General features: G+C 63.3%; 16 protein-coding genes. 5 read left to right on the top strand and 11 right to left on the bottom strand.

From position 1 onward, the window contains the following. Positions 1–17: 17 nt before the first annotated feature. The 11 genes from AC5P6S_RS15095 to AC5P6S_RS15045 form a co-directional block, all read right to left on the bottom strand. Complete coding sequence (locus AC5P6S_RS15095; RefSeq protein ID WP_012479072.1) at positions 18–1,949, bottom strand: hypothetical protein; 1,932 nt, start codon at positions 1,947–1,949, stop codon at positions 18–20. After that, positions 1,946–2,782 (bottom strand): glycosyltransferase family 2 protein, encoded by an 837-nt coding sequence (locus AC5P6S_RS15090; protein ID WP_024957346.1) that lies wholly within the window; start codon positions 2,780–2,782, stop codon positions 1,946–1,948. Before AC5P6S_RS15090 ends, AC5P6S_RS15095 begins: the two co-directional genes overlap by 4 nt. Positions 2,783–2,804: 22 nt before the next feature. Next, positions 2,805–3,164 carry a DMT family transporter gene (locus AC5P6S_RS15085; RefSeq protein ID WP_197614739.1) on the bottom strand — a complete coding sequence of 120 codons (360 nt, stop codon included), beginning with the start codon at positions 3,162–3,164 and terminating at the stop codon, positions 2,805–2,807. Beyond that, positions 3,161–3,991, bottom strand: coding sequence for a sugar phosphate isomerase/epimerase family protein (locus AC5P6S_RS15080; RefSeq protein ID WP_282254707.1), 831 nt, complete (start codon positions 3,989–3,991; stop codon positions 3,161–3,163). The genes AC5P6S_RS15085 and AC5P6S_RS15080 overlap by 4 nt, the downstream gene beginning before the upstream one ends. Next, positions 3,988–4,770: an NAD-dependent epimerase/dehydratase family protein gene (locus AC5P6S_RS15075; RefSeq protein ID WP_012479076.1), complete on the bottom strand. Its 783-nt coding sequence runs from the start codon at positions 4,768–4,770 to the stop codon at positions 3,988–3,990. The genes AC5P6S_RS15080 and AC5P6S_RS15075 overlap by 4 nt, the downstream gene beginning before the upstream one ends. 86 nt (positions 4,771–4,856) lie before the next feature. Beyond that, positions 4,857–6,005 carry an FAD-dependent oxidoreductase gene (locus tag AC5P6S_RS15070; protein WP_012479077.1) on the bottom strand — a complete coding sequence of 383 codons (1,149 nt, stop codon included), beginning with the start codon at positions 6,003–6,005 and terminating at the stop codon, positions 4,857–4,859. Continuing rightward, positions 5,998–7,008, bottom strand: coding sequence for a glycosyltransferase (locus AC5P6S_RS15065; RefSeq protein WP_012479078.1), 1,011 nt, complete (start codon positions 7,006–7,008; stop codon positions 5,998–6,000). The genes AC5P6S_RS15070 and AC5P6S_RS15065 overlap by 8 nt, the downstream gene beginning before the upstream one ends. Positions 7,009–7,099: 91 nt before the next feature. Then, a complete protein-coding gene (locus AC5P6S_RS15060; protein ID WP_044569494.1) occupies positions 7,100–8,059 on the bottom strand; it encodes a lysylphosphatidylglycerol synthase transmembrane domain-containing protein in 960 nt (319 codons plus the stop codon). 113 nt (positions 8,060–8,172) lie between these two features. Next, positions 8,173–9,951 carry an LTA synthase family protein gene (locus tag AC5P6S_RS15055; RefSeq protein ID WP_282254714.1) on the bottom strand — a complete coding sequence of 593 codons (1,779 nt, stop codon included), beginning with the start codon at positions 9,949–9,951 and terminating at the stop codon, positions 8,173–8,175. 338 nt (positions 9,952–10,289) lie between these two features. Continuing rightward, the gene (locus AC5P6S_RS15050; RefSeq protein WP_012479081.1) at positions 10,290–11,228 is read right to left on the bottom strand and encodes an electron transfer flavoprotein subunit alpha/FixB family protein; all 939 of its coding nucleotides are present in this window, start codon (positions 11,226–11,228) and stop codon (positions 10,290–10,292) included. Beyond that, positions 11,228–11,974: an electron transfer flavoprotein subunit beta/FixA family protein gene (locus tag AC5P6S_RS15045; RefSeq protein ID WP_012479082.1), complete on the bottom strand. Its 747-nt coding sequence runs from the start codon at positions 11,972–11,974 to the stop codon at positions 11,228–11,230. The genes AC5P6S_RS15050 and AC5P6S_RS15045 overlap by 1 nt, the downstream gene beginning before the upstream one ends. Positions 11,975–12,237: 263 nt before the next feature. On the opposite strand from AC5P6S_RS15045, the gene rfbB reads away from it, so the two are divergent. From rfbB to AC5P6S_RS15020, 5 genes are all read left to right on the top strand, one after another. Beyond that, the gene (gene rfbB, locus AC5P6S_RS15040) at positions 12,238–13,293 is read left to right on the top strand and encodes a dTDP-glucose 4,6-dehydratase (protein ID WP_012479083.1); all 1,056 of its coding nucleotides are present in this window, start codon (positions 12,238–12,240) and stop codon (positions 13,291–13,293) included. Positions 13,294–13,307: 14 nt separating this feature from the next. Continuing rightward, complete coding sequence (gene rfbA, locus AC5P6S_RS15035) at positions 13,308–14,195, top strand: glucose-1-phosphate thymidylyltransferase RfbA (RefSeq protein ID WP_012479084.1); 888 nt, start codon at positions 13,308–13,310, stop codon at positions 14,193–14,195. After that, positions 14,192–14,749 (top strand): dTDP-4-dehydrorhamnose 3,5-epimerase, encoded by a 558-nt coding sequence (rfbC, locus tag AC5P6S_RS15030; RefSeq protein WP_012479085.1) that lies wholly within the window; start codon positions 14,192–14,194, stop codon positions 14,747–14,749. Before rfbA ends, rfbC begins: the two co-directional genes overlap by 4 nt. Then, the gene (rfbD, locus tag AC5P6S_RS15025; protein ID WP_165711254.1) at positions 14,746–15,651 is read left to right on the top strand and encodes a dTDP-4-dehydrorhamnose reductase; all 906 of its coding nucleotides are present in this window, start codon (positions 14,746–14,748) and stop codon (positions 15,649–15,651) included. Before rfbC ends, rfbD begins: the two co-directional genes overlap by 4 nt. A gap of 192 nt (positions 15,652–15,843) precedes the next feature. Then, positions 15,844–17,139 carry a hypothetical protein gene (locus AC5P6S_RS15020; RefSeq protein ID WP_143568537.1) on the top strand — a complete coding sequence of 432 codons (1,296 nt, stop codon included), beginning with the start codon at positions 15,844–15,846 and terminating at the stop codon, positions 17,137–17,139. Positions 17,140–17,156: the final 17 nt, after the last annotated feature.

Here is a 17,156-nt window from a genome sequence, read left to right as displayed (position 1 = left end):
CTGGCCCCGCTTGTCGCTTATGGAGTCACATCCGTCAGAAGACGCTTGAGATCAAGGGGGCAGCCCGGGGTTCGCCCGGGGGGCGTCGATGGGTACTCGATGATAATGCAGGGTTGGGTCGTCCCATCCGGCTTTCGCGATTCCCAGAAGCTGATACCCCCACCCTCCCTTATCTCGAAGGACAGGGGCCCCGTTGTACCCGGGGGCACCTCCATGTAGGCATAGGCGTTGTCCTCGATGCCCGGCAGGTCCAGCGTAGCCAGGACCGATGGGGTCCCGTCCGCCAGCGGGGTTGTCAGTACGGCCACGCCCGGGTTGCTGCGCGCGTAGGTTGCCAGTCGCAGGCCAATCCGTCGGGGCGTCTCGTGGGTGTTGTCCGGGGTATGGGCGATGGCAAAGCGATCCCCCTTGGAAACGGGAGGGCTCACAGAGAGGTTGTCGTCCGCCTGAGCAAGAACTCCGATGCCTGCCGCTACGTCCTTGCGGACGTAGTACTGCGTGTGGGGCAGGCGGATGTAGTCGCGTGCCATCGCGTCTATGACGCACCCGCCGTAGCTTGCCCAGTCGTACTTTTCCCACACCTTCCACTCATCCAGCATGACAAGCTTGGGCCGGGTCTTTTCGATGTCCATGCACGGATCAATGCGTACCCCGAGCACCGGATGGTCTAGGTACTGCCGCTGCCACGGAAGATAGAAATAGTAGCCGGAGGCAGGGAGCCGTCCTGCGGCCAGGTACTGGTAGTTCTGGAAGGAATAGGCCAGGATTCTGTCGCCCGGGTCGGTGAGTTTCTGCGCGAGCTGCGCAAACTCGGTTGTTTCCGGAATTCTGCGATCGACCAGCAACTGGTCTTCCTTGGCGCCGCCAACAATCAGTCGAGCCGTCAGGATGCAGCACAACACCAGCAGCAGACTGTGCTGACGGGGGAACCCCGCTGGGATCAGATGCAGGAGCAGCAGAGGCATGGTGAGCGCGACGTAGATATAACTGAGGCCATGAATATCAAGGCCACGAATGAGCATCGACCCCAGCCCCAGTGCGACCAGGATCTCACGCCAGGGAAGCGCTGGACGTTTGCACGCGACAGCCGCAAGGGCGGTCACGATGACGCCCAGCAGAAGCAATCCTCCCAGGTCCGATGTTGCTGCGTGGAAGGCGTTTCCAATCAGCATCAGCAGGCCATGCCCCTGGTTGTACTGTGGAAGGAGTACGGCATTCAGGTAGACATGGAAGGCGAGGTATCCCCTGACGGAACCAGTCCACACGAGGAACACGAGGTTGAACGCGATGGCTGCAACGGACCCGCAGAGCACCTTGCGCCAGTTGTCCTTGTGCACGGATGCGACAAGAAACGCCATCGCTGCCGGAATGTATGTGATCGCAAGAAACGGGATCGAAGCGACCAGCGCACCTCCGACAATGGTCCTGGCCGTCCCGACGCGAAGCTCTCCTGCTATCTGAGGGAGCAACCAGGTCGAGAACGCTACGCTGAGCATGATTCCACAGAGCACCTGGTAGGAATAAGTGTGCCCGAGCCCAGCCGGCAATATCCCCGCATAGATGGTGGCAATAAGCAGCGTGTAGGTCACACGCACGATTGCATGCTGGTTCCGGATCAGTGGAGAAAACAGCAATGCGGCAAGGGAGACCAGCTGCAATATGGCAATCAGCGCGCGATGTGCGGCTATGGAGTGGCCGCCCGCCAACTCGACCAACATGCCCGGCAGGAACGTAAGCGGGCCATGATGGTTGAAAATTTCCCGATAGAGACTGCTGCCTGCAACCATCATCTTTGCGGCAACGATGGTTTCGGTCTCATCGGCAAATTCGCTGAAGTTGAGCAGCCTGAGCTGGTAGGCCACCAGCGCTGCCATCGATATGGTAAAGACAACCCATGCCGCAGTGGCCGCGGGGTCGGTGAAATGGTTCCGGATTGCACGAATCATCATGGTTTGTGCCCGATCGGCGGGTTGTAGCGGCCGGAGATCGCCGCAAGCAATACACGCAGAATCTGCAGGTTGCCCCTTACGCTGCTGATCTTGGTCGGGACCTCTCCCTCCGGATAGCGGCGTGCCGTGGGTAGTTCCTGGCAACGGAAGCCAAGGCGGGGCGCGCGATAGGAAAGGTAGGCCAACAGTTCGTATCCGTTGAATACATCGCGGAAGGTGCCCACGTCCGGGTGTTCCAGCAGTGCCCGGCTGTAGGCGCGGAAGCCCTGGGTGGTATCGGTCCAGTGGAAGCCGGAAAACAGGCTCAGCAGCGGCGCATGGACAAGCCGGATCGCGGCATGGCGCAATAAGGGGGTATTCTCGGCCACACCCCCCGCTATGAAGCGCGAGGCCTGCACGAAGTCCACGCCCTGTTCGAGTGCTTCGATGAAGCGGTGGATGGGGGAGGGCTCGTCCTTGTTGTTGCCATCGATGGTGACCACTCCGCGGTAGCCCGCAGCGAGACAGAAAGCATAGGCGCAGCGCAATTGCGCGCTGAGCCGACCGGGGCCGGTCTTCACGAGCAGTCCAGTGACACCGCAGCTCCGCAGAAAGGTCTCATCCAGGGAGCCGTCGCTGCTTCCACCGTCAACGATGATGATGTCGGCGATGGAGGCAGTGCCGATCTCATGCATCCGGGACAGCAGTGCGCGGATCCGCTCGCCCTCGTTGATCACGGGAATGACAACGGCATGATCGTGGCACTTGCTTTGCAGAAGTGTCTTCGTGAAGGCAGGTACCTGCCAATCCGCGCTGTGTCCAGCCGGGCTTGGGGGCGTGATGGGAGTGGTCATTGCAGAAGTCACTGTCGGCCTATCAGGGGGCGTGAACGGTAATCAGGACAACGCCGGAGAGTATCAATGCAATGCCTGCCACGGTTGTCCATGGCATCGGCTCCCGGAACGCGATCACTGAAACGCAAGCCACCAGGGCAATGGCACCTGCCGTTGAGATCGGGTGGGCAACATTGAGCGGAAGGCGTGCCAGTGACATGGAGTAGAGCAGGAAGGCGCCGCCGTACAGGGCCAGGCCCGTCCAGAAGGGCCAATTGCGCAGGGCCCCCATCGGATCGGTGAGTGAGGGGAACTGCCTCGGCGCGCTTACCGCAACCTTGATGAGGGCGCTTGCGCCCGCATTGCATAGGATGCCGACGACCAGGATCAGCCACTTGTTCATGGCGATGCTCCAATAGACTGGGGTCGATAGTGATCGAGCACGAATTGCAAGGACGCCCTGATCGCATGCTCGCCCTCGGCTGGGCGCAGCATCTCGATCGTCAGCGGTATGTCGCCCATGTGTCGGCGCAATAGAATTGCCATCTCTGCATGATTGGTGTCCCGCGTACCCAAAGGTGCAAGTCCTGGCTCGCTCAGATGGACATGGCCGATTATGTCGGCGTGCCGCTGCAGCAGCTGTGCCGGCTCTTCTCCGTTGATGAAGATTGAACCGGTGTCGAACTGCATCCTGACGTGCGAGTGCCCTGTCAGGCGCACGACTTCGGCAGTCGCTTCGGTATGCGTCATGAAGTTCGCGCCATAGCATTCGGGATTGGGCTCAAGGCACAGGGTGATGCCCTCCAGTCGGGCGGCTTCACCCACGCGATGGAAGAAAGCCGCGCCAGCTTCGTTGGCCCGCTGCAGTGGCAGGGAGCCGCGGTCGCGATTGCGCGGCGAGCCAAAGACCGCGCGTGTCGCACCCAGGCTCGATCCGATCCGGAACACATGGCGAAGATGCTCAAGCAAGCGCAGCTGGACATCGACTGAAGCAAAGACGTTCAGGCCTTCTGTGCCGAACAGCAGCGATTGCATTCCGATGATGTCGATGCCGAGCGCTTCCCAGAAGCGCCTGACCTTGGCGACAGCCGCGTCGCTGGCTTCTGCAAACACCGGGAAGTACTTGCTGGGAGCAACGTCGATATGGCGAACGCCAAGGTCGGCAAGCAGCCGCCCGACAGCGTCATCCTCATCTGGATTCCACGCGATGTTGGAGATCGAGATGCTCATGGTGCCAGCACCGCAGTCGCAGGTTCGGTCTGATGGTAGGCGCGGATGGCCGTGAGCGTGGCGCTCCGATCATAGTGGTAGCCAGGGTTTCCCTGTGCGTCCCGGGCATGTCGGCTGAGCATGTCGTAGCGGGCAGGCGGGCAGTCGGACGTGCCATCGAACTGCAGGCCGAACACCTCGCGGGCGATCTCGCCGACGCTTATCGGGGCGCTGGTCAGATGGATCAGTTCAAGGTCCTGCTGTCGCGCAGCCAGAAGATCCGCGCTGAGATTCACCATGGGATAGAACTGGAACTGGGCACGGCTGTCGATGGCGTGCACATTGTTGTCGTTGTGCAGGTCGAAGATGATGTTCTTGCGCAGGCCTGGGCCGACCAGGCCTGGGAGGCGAACGATCATCCTGGACCTGAATCGTGATTCCACGAACTCTTCCAGCCGGCGCCGATGCAGGCCATAGGGATGCAACCCGGCCGTCATGACCTGCGTCGATTCGTCAACGCCGATCGGGTTGGCGAATACGTCAACCGTGCTGATCAACGTGAGATGGTCGCAGGTGATCGCATCCAGCGCCTTGATGAGTGCCTGGATGTTCCTCCAGTCGGCTTCCGGTTCGCGGTTGGCGATCCACTTCTGCGCGGGCGCGGCCGAGCAGACCACCGTGTGGTAGGCCTGGGCCGCGACCTCCTTGATATTGCTTCTATTGAACAGATGCTCGAACCGTGTCTGACGCTTCAGGGTGGAACCCACGAAGCCGGTATGGCCGATGAGCGCGTGAGACATCGAGTGCTCCTGGTGCCCGGATGCCCGGGCGGCTGTGCGGTTCGGATGTGGGGCGGTGAGCCGGCAACGGCGCGGGCCGGTTGTGTTCACCCTCCCCGGGGAGGGGGGGGGAAGGAGATCGTATCCAGATGGCCGATCACGTCGTAGATATTGTCGATCTTCCCACCCAGTATTGTTGAGTACCCTGGCAGCTGGGGATACGACTCGAACAGAATCGGGCGGCCATCGTCGCCTTCGTTCTTCACCAGGACCGTTTTTATTTCGAACAACGATTGCTGATGCACGGCCTTCGAAACACTCGGGAGATAGCGGGCGGCATCCCGGAGCATGTAATCGAACCGGCTTGAACGGGCATGGGATTCAAGTTCGACGTAGGGATTGCGCGCCGGCGTGTCGATCCAGGCCGTATGGGGCGTGTAGCGCACGTGGGACAGCGTGCTGGACTGGCGCGCGGGGAAGGGCATGATGGAGAAAAAGGGCCCGTCCATGACCGTGATGCCCAGCCCCTCCAGCGCGGGAGGAAGCTGGATCAACGCCATTTCGGTGATTTCATGCTTGAGCGAGGCGTGGCTGTGACCCTGTGGGCCACTGATCAGGTTGAGCCCTGCGTAGGTGCAGTTGAAGACCTGCTTGGCCGCCATGGATGTGGTGACGCTGCCTTCAGTGCTACGCAGGCACACGCGTATCGCATCGTTTTCCTTCTGTACGGCAGTCGCTTCGTATCCCATGCCCAGGTGCACGCCGGCGCCTGCCAGCTTGGCTTCAAGCAACTGGCGGATGCGCTCGGAATCGAAGCTGTACTCCTGCGCGATGAACGCCCGTTCGATCAGGTGCGGGTTGAACAACGTCGCCAGTGACGCCGGTGCCGGTTCCAGAGGGGCGTCGATCGTGCGGCAGAAGCGCACGAACTGGGAGGCCGTGACCTTCGAGTTGCGGCGGGCGATGGCATAGACCTTCAGGAAGTCGGAATGCACCGCTGACTCCCATTCCCGCATGAATCGGGGCAGGTTCACCCTGCTGCGATAGGCCGTGGTGAAGCTGCGGGGATAGTGGTAGCCATTATGGACGCGTGCCTGGTTGGAAAACGAGGCGCGTTGCATCAATCGGGGTTCACGTTCTATCAGAATGACCCGGCCCACCCCCCTCTCGGTGGCGAGATAGCTGGCAACCACGGCGCCATAGAAGCCTCCACCGATGATGATCGCATCGGCGTCCAGTGGCAGGGTCTCAGGCACGCCCGGGCGGTCCAGGCATGCCCGCAGCGCGCTCTACGTTGACGCGCTCAAGGCGTTCAAGGCGTGCGCTGGTGAATTCCTGGGCGACATGGAAGGACGGCCCCTCGTTGCTGAGTGCGGCCATGTGCAGGATGTACTCGCCCAGCACCAGCAGTACAAGAGAGATCAACAGGAACATCCCGGATTGTTGCAACGAAAGGCTGACCCATCCCGGTGCAACGTCGGCCTTGAAGATTGCGATGGCCAGGACATAGACGGAATAGAGCAGGTTGGCCAGTGCGCCGAAGGTCGACAGCATGGTCACCAGTCGCATGGGGAGCCGGGTGCTCGACACCAGCAGGCGCATGCCTCTATCGATGCTCTGCCCAAGCTTCTTTTCCGGGGCCGTTCTGGGCTCGTGCCGGTACGTCACGTTGGTCCGGGTGAAGCCTGCAGTGACGGGCAACAGGCGATAGATGGCGGCTGGTCGAGGATGTTGCAGGATGTAGTTGACGACCTTCTTGCTCATCACTCTGTACTGCGGGGCCTCCGCTCCGGGGTCAACGCCGTTGAGCCAGCGGAAGGCCTGATTGAATACGGCATTGGCCAGCCGGTATGCGAGGCCCAGACGAGGGCGGGCCTGATTGTTGGCAAAGACCACATCCGTTCCCGTGACTGCAGCCTCCAACAACTGTGGGAGGATCGAAACATCATCGGTCAGGGGGTCAAGAACGGCGATGAAATCGCCGAGCGCGCTTTCGATGCCTGCCCAGGCCGCTGTTTCCCAGGCAACGCTCTGGGTCAGTGCATAGACCTGCAGGTTGGGCAGGCCGCCTTCGCGGGTGAGCTCCCGCAGGCGAGCGATGCTCCCATCGGTGGATCCATTGTCCACCACGACGAGTTCATAGTCGGTGGCCAGTGCCCCGAGGCGGGTCACGGTCTCCGAGAGCAGCGACGCCAAGTGCGCGTCGTGATTCCGTATCACGTACACGACGGAGATGAAGGCTGAAACGGATGCAGTCACGCCATCTCCTTAGGTGCGCAGAATGTGGCCAATTGCGTCGTGGTTTGACGATTATAGCCCGATCAGCACAGGTCTCAGAGCCCGATTTCCTTCAAGCGGTGGCAGGCGTGCGCGCCTCCAGCGCAACCGTCGCGGCCATCCCGACCGCCACCGCCAACCACAGGCTGGCCAGGCGTATACCGATAGCCGCAGCCAGCGCCGTATCCAGGTCCGCACCGGATGCGGCCAGCATGAGCACGATCGCTGCCTCGGTGGTGCCCACCCCGCCGGGAACGAAGGAAAGCGCGCCGATCAGCATCGCCAGCGGGTAGATGGCCAGCGCGTACTGCCAAGGCAGAACGATCCCCAGCGCGTAGCACAGCCAGGCGAAAGCCGCCGAGGTCAGTAGCCAGGCCGCCAGGCCACAGGCGGTGCTGGCTGCGGTCAGCCCGGGACGCAACAGCGGGCGCAGTGAGGTGGTACCCGCCACCAGAAAGCGCGCCAGCCTGCGCACCGGCTGGCCGGGGAGCCGGTCGATCACCGCGATGGCCGCGCGCTGCAGCGGGGAAAGGCAGGCAACCAGACACAGGGCCAGCACCAGGCACAGCACGACGGTAGCGAGCACGCCAAAGAGGGGGATCAGATGCGCTGCGCCCAGGCTCAGTGCAGTGATCACCAGTAGATCCAGCGCTCGCTCGTAGATGAAAGTGGTCAGCGTGACCTGCGCGGGAACCCCCAAGCGGGAAAAATAGCGGATGCGCAGAAGCTCCCCGGCCTTGCCGGGGGAGGCGGTGAACGCAAAGCCGGCGAGATAGGCGAGCAGGCCGGCACGCCAGCCCGTGGGCTGGCCCTGTGCCCGCAGCAGCATGTGCCACCGCAGGTGGCGGAACCCGTAACTGGCCAGCACCAGGGCCACGCAGCCACACAAGGGGAGTGCCAGCGCCTGCAGGCGGGTCAGGATCTGCTTGTCCCGGTCGACATACCACAGCCCCAGCAGATAGATGCCGGCTACCAAGGTCAGCCAGGCCAGGGCCCGTCCGCGGCGGATCGGCCTGGTTGTGGCGGAAAGCATTTCGGACACGGGAGCGGCACCTTCTTCAGCACCGGCGGGAAGGTCACGGCCGGACGGGGCGCGATCCTATCACCGTAGCTACCGGCGCCGTGCACGCCGGTAGCTGCGCCCATCTATTCGGCGGCGCCGATTACCAGATCCATGGCCTTGTAGCGGTCGATCAGTTCGGTACCCGCTTCGAAGGCGGCAACGTCCGCCTCGGGTACATTGGGCCGGGCGTAGACCAGACCATTGCGCGTGAGGTAATACTCGTCCTTGCCCATGCTGGAGATCCGATCCAGCGCGCACTCTTCGAAGAAGGTGCAGCCCAGGAACAGGGTGTTGGCGTTCCGTATGCCAAGCAGGCTCAACAAGGTCGGGGCAAAATCCAGTGAATTCTTGTAGTCGGCATTGATCTTGCGGTGCTCGACACCCTTCCAGTAGATCACCAGTGGAATCGGATCGATGAAGTAGCCGCCGACTTCCGGGTCGGCCTGCTGTGCCGGCGGATCGGGGAAGGTCGAGTGGTCGGCAGTGATCACCAGCACCGTGTTCTCGTGCAGGCGGCTGGCCATGAATCGCTGCAGGAAGTCGCCGATGTTGTGGTCGTAGGTGTGGAATCGGTTCAGTACCTGATTCCCCCCGTCACCGTACTTCTGCTCGCCATCAAGGAACGCATGCGTCTGGAAGTTGTAGGCCGCGGCGAAGAACGGCCTGTCCCGGGGCTGTGCCTCCAGCTCATCGAGCATCGCGCTGAACAATTGCGGATCGGAAAGATACTTCGGCCGTTCCTCGTCCGGCGTGGTGCGCAGGTGTTTGTCGAACAAGTAGTCCCTGCCCAGTGTCGCGTCGAAGCCCAACGTTTCGATCATGTTGTTGAGGAATGCCTGCTGCGACAGGAAGAACAGGCTGTGGTACTGATGCGAGCGCAGCACGTCGGGAAGGCTGGCGCGCGATATCGCGGTAATCTCGCGGGAAACATCGCGTTGGCCGATGCCGGTGCCATCCTCGTAGAATCCATCGATTTCCTGGTGGCCAGACGTCAACTGCCCGCGCAGGCCGCGGAACGTGGCTGCTGTATGGTTGTAGTAGTTGCGCACCATCAGCGATCCACCGGCAAATCGATCCAGGTTCGGCATCAGGTCGGCATAGGCTCCGCCGTAGCTGCCCATCCAGCGTGCCGACATGCCTTCGGTAAAAAGGACAATGACGTTGGGGCGCGGCGGCAGACCGGCGATCATGTCCTCGGGAAAGCCCTGCTCGTAGACGGTGCGCCGTGAAAACTGCGTCCGGACGGCAGTGAGCTCGCTGCTGCTGAGTCGTGTCTGCGAGCTCATTCCCGCGTACATGATCATGGAGTGAACCAGTGAGGACACGGGTGATTCGCCGCGTGCGACGGTAATGCCGCGAGCCAGCGGCTGCTTGTGGATCATGCCGGCGTAGGCGATGGCCAGGATGCCGACGCAGGCGAAGATGCCGCGCCTGGAGTAGCGTGATGCTACACCGCGGTATCGATAGGCATGCGCCGCGAATGCCGCAAGATAGCTGCCCAACAAGGCGTAGATGCCGTTGAACGCGATCAGGCCCGCAACCTCTCGATTGGCAAGCGCGATGGGGGGAATCAGGCCGCCGGAAATCCAGATCGAATACATCTGGGCGATGTAGATCGAACCCATCGCGGCCGGAATCAACAGCGCAGTGGCTTTCGCCACACGGTTTCGAATATCCAGTGCAAGCTGCGTGATGAGCTCGATCAGTGCCAGTTCCATTGCGAACGTGGCCGCGACGTAGAACAGGTCCGGCAGACCGAGAAAGGGGTGCATCCGATTCAGGAGGACGCAGGAAAGCACCGCTGCAACGCAGGTTCCCCATGTGGGTGAACGTGGTTGGAAAGAAGGGAAGGTAACGCTCATCAGCTGTAAGGAAGAATTTCCGTGAATTCTTCCGCGGGGCCTCTCTTGGAAAGGAAACGGAGGCCAGGATGCGCTTCAGCGCTGATGCCCTCAGTGCTGGTCAGGTACCCATGGCGGGCCGGATCATAGGCCTTTCTTCACGTTATTTACACATTTATGACTCAGCGGCTAGATGCTGTACTAGCACCGCGCTGATACAAACGGATTCAAAGTTGCGCATGCTGCTTGCCGAATCTGGTGGAATTGGTTTGAAAATGTGATTGAGTCGATTTTCGGGCGCAAAAAAGGGCCGGAATCGACTGATTCCGACCCTCTCCAATGAAACGCTGTATTCCGGCTTAGAGCGCCTTTTCCAGCTCCGGCAGGATCGCAAACAGATCCCCCACCAGGCCGATATCGGCAATCTCAAAGATCGGCGCATCGCCGTCCTTGTTGATGGCCACGATGGTGCCGGCATCCTTGATTCCGGTCAGGTGCTGGATCGCGCCGCTGATACCCACGGCCACGTACAGTTCCGGCGCGATGATCTTGCCGGTCTGGCCGACCTGCAGGTCGCTGGGCACGTAACCGGCATCGACCGCGGCGCGCGAGGCACCGACGGCGGCACCCAGCTTGTCGGCCAGCTGGAAGATGACCTTGAAGTTCTCTTCCGAGCCGACGCCACGGCCGCCGGAGACCACGCGCTTGGCGCTCTGCAGGTCCGGGCGGTCGCTGGCACCGGCGGCGAGGCCGACGAAGCGGGTGTGGGTTGGCAGTGCGGCGTCGACGCTCGCCGCTTCAATGGCGGCGCTGCCGCCCTGGGCGGCTTCCGGCCACGACGCGGCACGCACGGTGGCAACCACGATCTGGTCGGCTGGGGCTTCCACGGTGATGATCGCGTTGCCGGCGTAGATCGGGCGCTTGAAGGTGTGGCTGCCTTCGACGGTCATCAGGTCGGAGACCTGGTTGACGCCGAGCAGCGCGGCCACGCACGGCATCAGGTCCTTGCCGAAGGTGGTCGACGGGCCGAACACGTGGGTGTAGCCCTTGGCCAGCTGTGCGATCTGCGGCGCCAGCACCTGGGCGATGGCCTGCGCGTTGGCGGCATTGGCCACGGTCAGGACCTTGGCGACGCCAGCGATCTTCGCGGCTTCAGCGGCGACAGCGGCCGGATCGGCGGCCAGCACCAGCACGTCGATGCTGGCACCGCTGATGGCGGCGGCGGCGCTGACAGTCTTGGCGGTGGCGGCATTGAGCTTGCCGTCGTGGTGTTCGGCGATGACGAGAATCTTGCTCATTACAGCAGCCCCTTCTGCTTGAGTGCGGCCACCAGTTCGGCCGCGTCCTTGACCATCACACCCTTGCTGCGCTTGGACGGCGCGACGTACTGGGTGGTCTTGAAGGTATCGGCGGCTTCAACACCGAGGTCGGCCAGCTGCAGGGTTTCCAGCGGCTTGGCCTTGGCCTTCATGATGTCCGGCAGCTTGATGAAGCGCGGCTCGTTCAGGCGCAGGTCGGTGGTGACCACGGCCGGCAGGTCCACTTCCAGCGTTTCCAGGCCGGCGTCGACTTCGCGGGTCACCGTGGCCTTGCCGTCGGCGATCTCGAGCTTGCTGGCGAAGGTCGCCTGCGGACGGCCCCACAGCGTGGCCAGCATCTGGCCGGTCTGGTTGGCGTCGTCGTCGATGGCCTGCTTGCCCAGGATCACCAGGTCCGGCTGTTCCTTCTCGATCAGCTTCAGCAGGGTGCGCGAGGCGGTCAGCGGCTGGATGGCCTGGTCGGTCACCACGTGGATGGCGCGGTTGGCGCCCATGGCCAGGCCGTTGCGCAGGTGCGCCTGGGCGTCGGCCGGGGCGATGGTGGCGACCACCACTTCCGTGGCGATGCCTTTGTCGCGCAGGCGCAGGGCTTCTTCCAGCGCGATTTCATCGAAGGGGTTGGGGGATAGCTTGACGCCGTCGGTGACCACGCCGGAACCGTCCGGCTTGACCTGAATGCGGACGTTGTAGTCCACCACGCGCTTGTACGCGACGAGGATTTTCATCTGGTACGGGGTCCTTCAATAACGGGGAGAACGTCCGGTCCTGCAACAGCAACCGGTTCGGGGGTGGGATCCCGATTCTAGCTGGCTTGGGTCGACCATGCGAATGCGTATGGTTTTGCTGCGGTGCGGCAAAAAAATGGCCGATCCAGCGCTCCGTTCACGTCACGCAGGCAGTCGTGAAGACGAACGACATGTATCCTGTGCCGCTGTGCCGGGGCGCCCACAGGCGCTCCGTGGATGAATTTCGATCAGGAGAACAAGTAGTGCCCACATGGCTTGTCACCGGCGGCGCCGGATTCATTGGCGGTAACTTCGTTCTCGAGGCCGTTGCGCGCGGCGTCAAGGTCATCAACCTCGATGCGCTGACCTACGCCGGCAACCTGAAGACCCTGTCCAGCCTGGACGGCAACCCGAATCACGTGTTCGTGCAGGGTGACATCGGCGACAGCGCCCTGGTCACCCGCCTGCTGGCTGAGCACCAGCCCGATGCGGTGCTGAACTTCGCGGCCGAGAGCCACGTCGACCGCTCCATCGATGGCCCGGGCGCCTTCATCCAGACCAACGTGGTGGGCACCCTGGGCCTGCTGGAAGCCGTGCGCGACTACTGGAAGGCGCTGCCGACCGAACAGGGCGCGGCGTTCCGCTTCCTGCATGTGTCCACCGACGAGGTGTACGGCACCCTGGGCGAGACCGGCAAGTTCAGCGAAACCACGCCGTATGCCCCGAATTCGCCGTACTCGGCGTCCAAGGCCGCCTCGGACCACCTGGTGCGCGCCTTCCACCACACCTACGGGTTGCCGGTACTGACCACCAACTGCTCCAACAACTATGGCCCGTACCATTTCCCGGAGAAGCTGATCCCGCTGGTGATCGCCAAGGCGCTGGCCGGCGAGCCGCTGCCGGTGTACGGCGATGGCAAGCAGGTGCGCGACTGGCTGTTCGTGTCCGACCACTGCGAAGCGATCCGCACCGTGCTGGCCAAGGGCCAGGTTGGCGAGACCTACAACGTCGGCGGCAATTCGGAAAAGCAGAACATCGAAGTGGTGCAGGCCATCTGCGCACTGCTGGACCAGCGCCGCCCGCGCGCGGATGGCCAGCCGCGCAGCAGCCAGATCACCTACGTCACCGACCGCCCCGGCCATGACCGCCGTTACGCGATCGATGCCTCCAAGCTGAAGAACGACCTGGGCTGGGAACCGGCCTACACCTTCGAGCAGGGCATCACCTTTACCGTTGACTGGTACCTGGACAACCAGGAATGGGTCAACGGCGTGCTCGACGGCAGCTACCGTCTGCAGCGCATCGGCACCGCGGCCTGAACCCAGGAGACACCATGACCCAGCGCAAGGGCATCATCCTCGCCGGTGGCTCCGGCACCCGGCTGTATCCGATCACCAAGGGCGTCAGCAAGCAGCTGTTGCCGGTGTATGACAAGCCAATGATCTACTATCCGCTCAGCGTGCTGATGCTGGCGGGCATCCGTGAAGTGCTCATCATCAATACCCCGCACGAACAGGCGTTGTTCCAGCAGTTGCTGGGCGATGGCTCGCAGTGGGGCATGGACATCCAGTACGCGGTGCAGCCCAGCCCCGATGGGCTGGCCCAGGCGTATCTGATCGGCAAGGAGTTCGTCGCCGGCAAGCCGAGCTGCCTGGTGCTGGGTGACAACATCTTCCATGGCCATGGCCTGCGTGAAGTCCTCAAGCGTGCCGATGAGCGCGTGGACGGTGCCACCGTGTTTGGCTATTGGGTGAATGATCCGGAACGCTATGGCGTGGCCGAGTTCGACAAGAGCGGCAAGGTCATCGACCTGGTGGAGAAGCCGGAGAATCCGCGTTCGAACTATGCAGTGACCGGCCTGTACTTCTACGACGGCAACGCCAGCGCGCATGCCGCCGAACTGAAGCCGTCGCCGCGTGGCGAACTGGAGATCACCGATCTCAACAAGCGCTATTTGGGCGAGAGCAACCTGCACCTGGAAGCGCTCGGCCGTGGCTATGCCTGGCTCGATACCGGCACCCACCAGTCGCTGCTGGAAGCCTCCAACTTCATCGAGACCATCCAGACCCGGCAGGGCCTGCAGGTCTGCTGCCCGGAAGAAATCGCGTTTGGCCAGGGCTGGATCACCGCCGAACAGCTGGAGGCACTCGCCGCGCCGCTGATCAAGAATGGCTACGGCCAGTACCTGCACAAGCTCGCCCTGCGTGGAGTTGTTCCGTGAAAGTGATTGAAACCAAGTTGCCTGGCTGCGTGGTGATCGAGCCGGCGGTGTTCGGCGATGCCCGTGGCTACTTCTTCGAAACCTGGAATGCCGAGCGCTTCGCTGCGCTGGGCCTGCCGGATCGCTTCGTGCAGAGCAACGTCTCGACGTCGGCCAAGGGTGTCCTACGCGGGCTGCATTACCAGTGGCCGCGGCCGCAGGGCAAGCTGGTCAGCGTGCTGGAAGGCGAGGTCTATGACGTGGCCGTCGACATCCGTCGCGGCTCGCCGACCTTCGGCCAGTGGGAAGCGGTGGTGCTGAGCGCGGAGAACAAGAAGCAGTTCTGGATTCCGGAAGGCTTCGCCCACGGCTTTGCCGTACTGTCCGAGCGCGCGGTGTTCAGCTATCTGTGCACCGAGGTCTACCTGAAGGACTTCGATGCCGGCGTGCGCTGGAACGATGCCGATATCGCCGTGGACTGGCCGATCAGTGCGCCGACGTTGTCGGCCAAGGACGAGAATGCCCCCTTCCTGAAGGACATCGCCGAAGACCGCCTGCCGGTCTACGTGCCATGACCGTTCTGGTCTTCGGTGGCAACGGCCAGGTCGGCCAGGAGCTGCTGCGCGCGCTGGCGCCGCTGGGCAAGGTGGTCGCGACCACCCGCAGCGGCACTCTGCCGGATGGCAGCGCCTGCGAAACCGCCGATTTCGGCCAACCTGAAAGCCTGCCGGCCCTGCTGGACCGGCTGCAGCCGTCGATCGTGGTCAACGCCGCGGCCTACACGGCCGTCGATCGTGCCGAACAGGAGGTCGACGCGGCCTTTGCGGCCAATGCGCAGGCGCCGGGGGTGATCGCGCGCTGGTGTGCGGCGCATAGCGTGCCATTCGTGCATTACTCCACCGACTACGTGTTCGATGGCCAAGGCACCGCGCCCTACCGTGAGGACGAGCCGACCGCGCCGCTGGGTGTGTATGGCACCAGCAAGCGTGATGGCGAGGATGCGGTGCGTGCGGCCGGTGGTCGCCACCTGATCTTCCGCACGGCGTGGGTATATGCCTCGCATGGGGCCAATTTCCTGCGCACCATGCTGCGCGTCGGCGCCGAGCGCGATCAGCTGCGCGTCGTCGCCGACCAGGTGGGCACGCCAACCCCGGCGGCATTGATCGCCGATGTCACCGCGCAGGCGTTGCAGCACCCGGGCCAGTTGTCCGGCACCTGGCACCTGACTGCCAGCGGCCAGACCAGCTGGCATGGTTTTGCCGAGGCGATTTTCGCCGAATCGCTGGCTGCGGGCGTGCTGGTGAAGGCACCCTCGGTCGAGGCGATTCCCAGCTCCGAGTATCCGACGCCGGCCAAGCGCCCGGCCTGGTCGGTGCTGGACAACTGCAAGCTGCAGCAGGATTTTGGCATCGTGCTGCCGGTGTGGCAGGATGGGCTGAAGCGTGTGATTGGTGAGGTTGCTGCGATCCGCGGATGAGACAGCGCAGGTAACGGGGCGCGTCTGCGAGCAGGTTTCGCGGCGCGCCCTCTTCTTTGACAGCTCCTGCAAATGGCTCCACCATCGCGCGGCGCATTCATCGTCGACGAGAAGGATTTCATGAGCAGAGTGTCCACCGCGCCGGTCGCAAGGAAGGGAGGGTCCCCACTGGCTGTGGCCGCAGGTGTGGCCGTGACCGCACTGCTGGCGCGCCTGCTCTACGTGCAGTTCTTCAGCACGCCGATGCCTTTCTGGGACCAGTGGGACGGCGAGGGTGCCACCGCGCTGCAGCCCTGGTTGAACGGGACGCTGCAGTGGAGCACGCTGCTGACGCCGCACAACGAGCATCGCATCCTGCCGACGCGCCTGGTTGCGCTGGTGTCCTATCTGGTCACCGGGCAGTGGAACAACGTCTACGAAGCGCGCATCAGCGCGCTCGTGTTCTGCTTCATTCCAGCGCTGCTGGTCTGGTACGCGCTGCGTGACGCCGCAGCGGCCAACGGACGCCGACTGCTCGTCGCCTTCGCACTGCTCATGTCGGTCCTGCCGTTTGCCTGGCAGAACTTCCTGGTCGGGTTCCAGAGCCAGTTCTACTTTCTGATCCTGTCCAGCATCGTTGCCATTGGGCTGGCCGCGCGGCACCACCAGCGCATTCCGGCGCTGCTGGCATCCACCGCGCTGAGCGTGCTGGCCGCCACCACCATGGCCTCGGGCATGCTGACCGCCGTCGCGGTCGGCATCACCTGCCTGATCGCCTGCCTGTGCCTGCCGGGCAGGCGTGCCCCGGCACTCTGCGCGACGGCGGTACTGGCCGTTCTGGCTGTCGTTGCCTATCGCGTGATTCCGGTCATCGATGGCCACGGCATGCTGCGCGCACAGTCGCTGGCCGAGCTGCTGCTGGCGGCGACGCATGCGCTGGCATGGCCGGCGCGCTCGAACTGGGCGGTCATCATCGTCTGGTTGCCCGGCGCGGTGATGATTGCGCGCATGCTGCTGCGTCGACAGGCGAGCAGAACCGATCTGGTGATGGCGGGCCTGTGCATCTGGACGGCGCTGCAGGGCGTGGCGATCGCTTACGGACGCGGCCATGAGATGCGTGTTCCTGCGTCGCGCTATACCGAACTGTTCGTACCTGGGCTGTTCGCCAACGCCTGGTTCGCACTGCGGCTCTGGAACCTGCTGCCGGCGTCGCGGATGCGTGGCGCCGCGCGTACCGCCGTGGTCCTTTTCGCGCTGCTGGTGGTGGTGGCGCCGCTGAGCCAGGTAGGCAAGGATTTCCAGAGGATCCGCGAGTTCGCTGCGGCCTGTCGGCTACAGCAGGAAAACGTCATCCGCTATCTGGTCACCGGCGATCCGGCTGCGCTGCAGGTGGGCGAGTTCGAGTTGCCGTACCCGGATGCGGGGAAGCTGAAGGCGCAGCTGGACGACCCGAAGCTGCGCGCGATCCTGCCGGTGAATCCCGCCAGGCCGGCGCCCGGCGACCGATGAGCGGGCCCGGTGGGCGG

This window comes from Stenotrophomonas sp. YJH_SMC_119 (genome assembly GCF_059368315.1).
The sequence above is the reverse complement of the archived record's forward strand: the minus strand, read 5'-3'. Positions and strand labels throughout refer to the sequence as shown.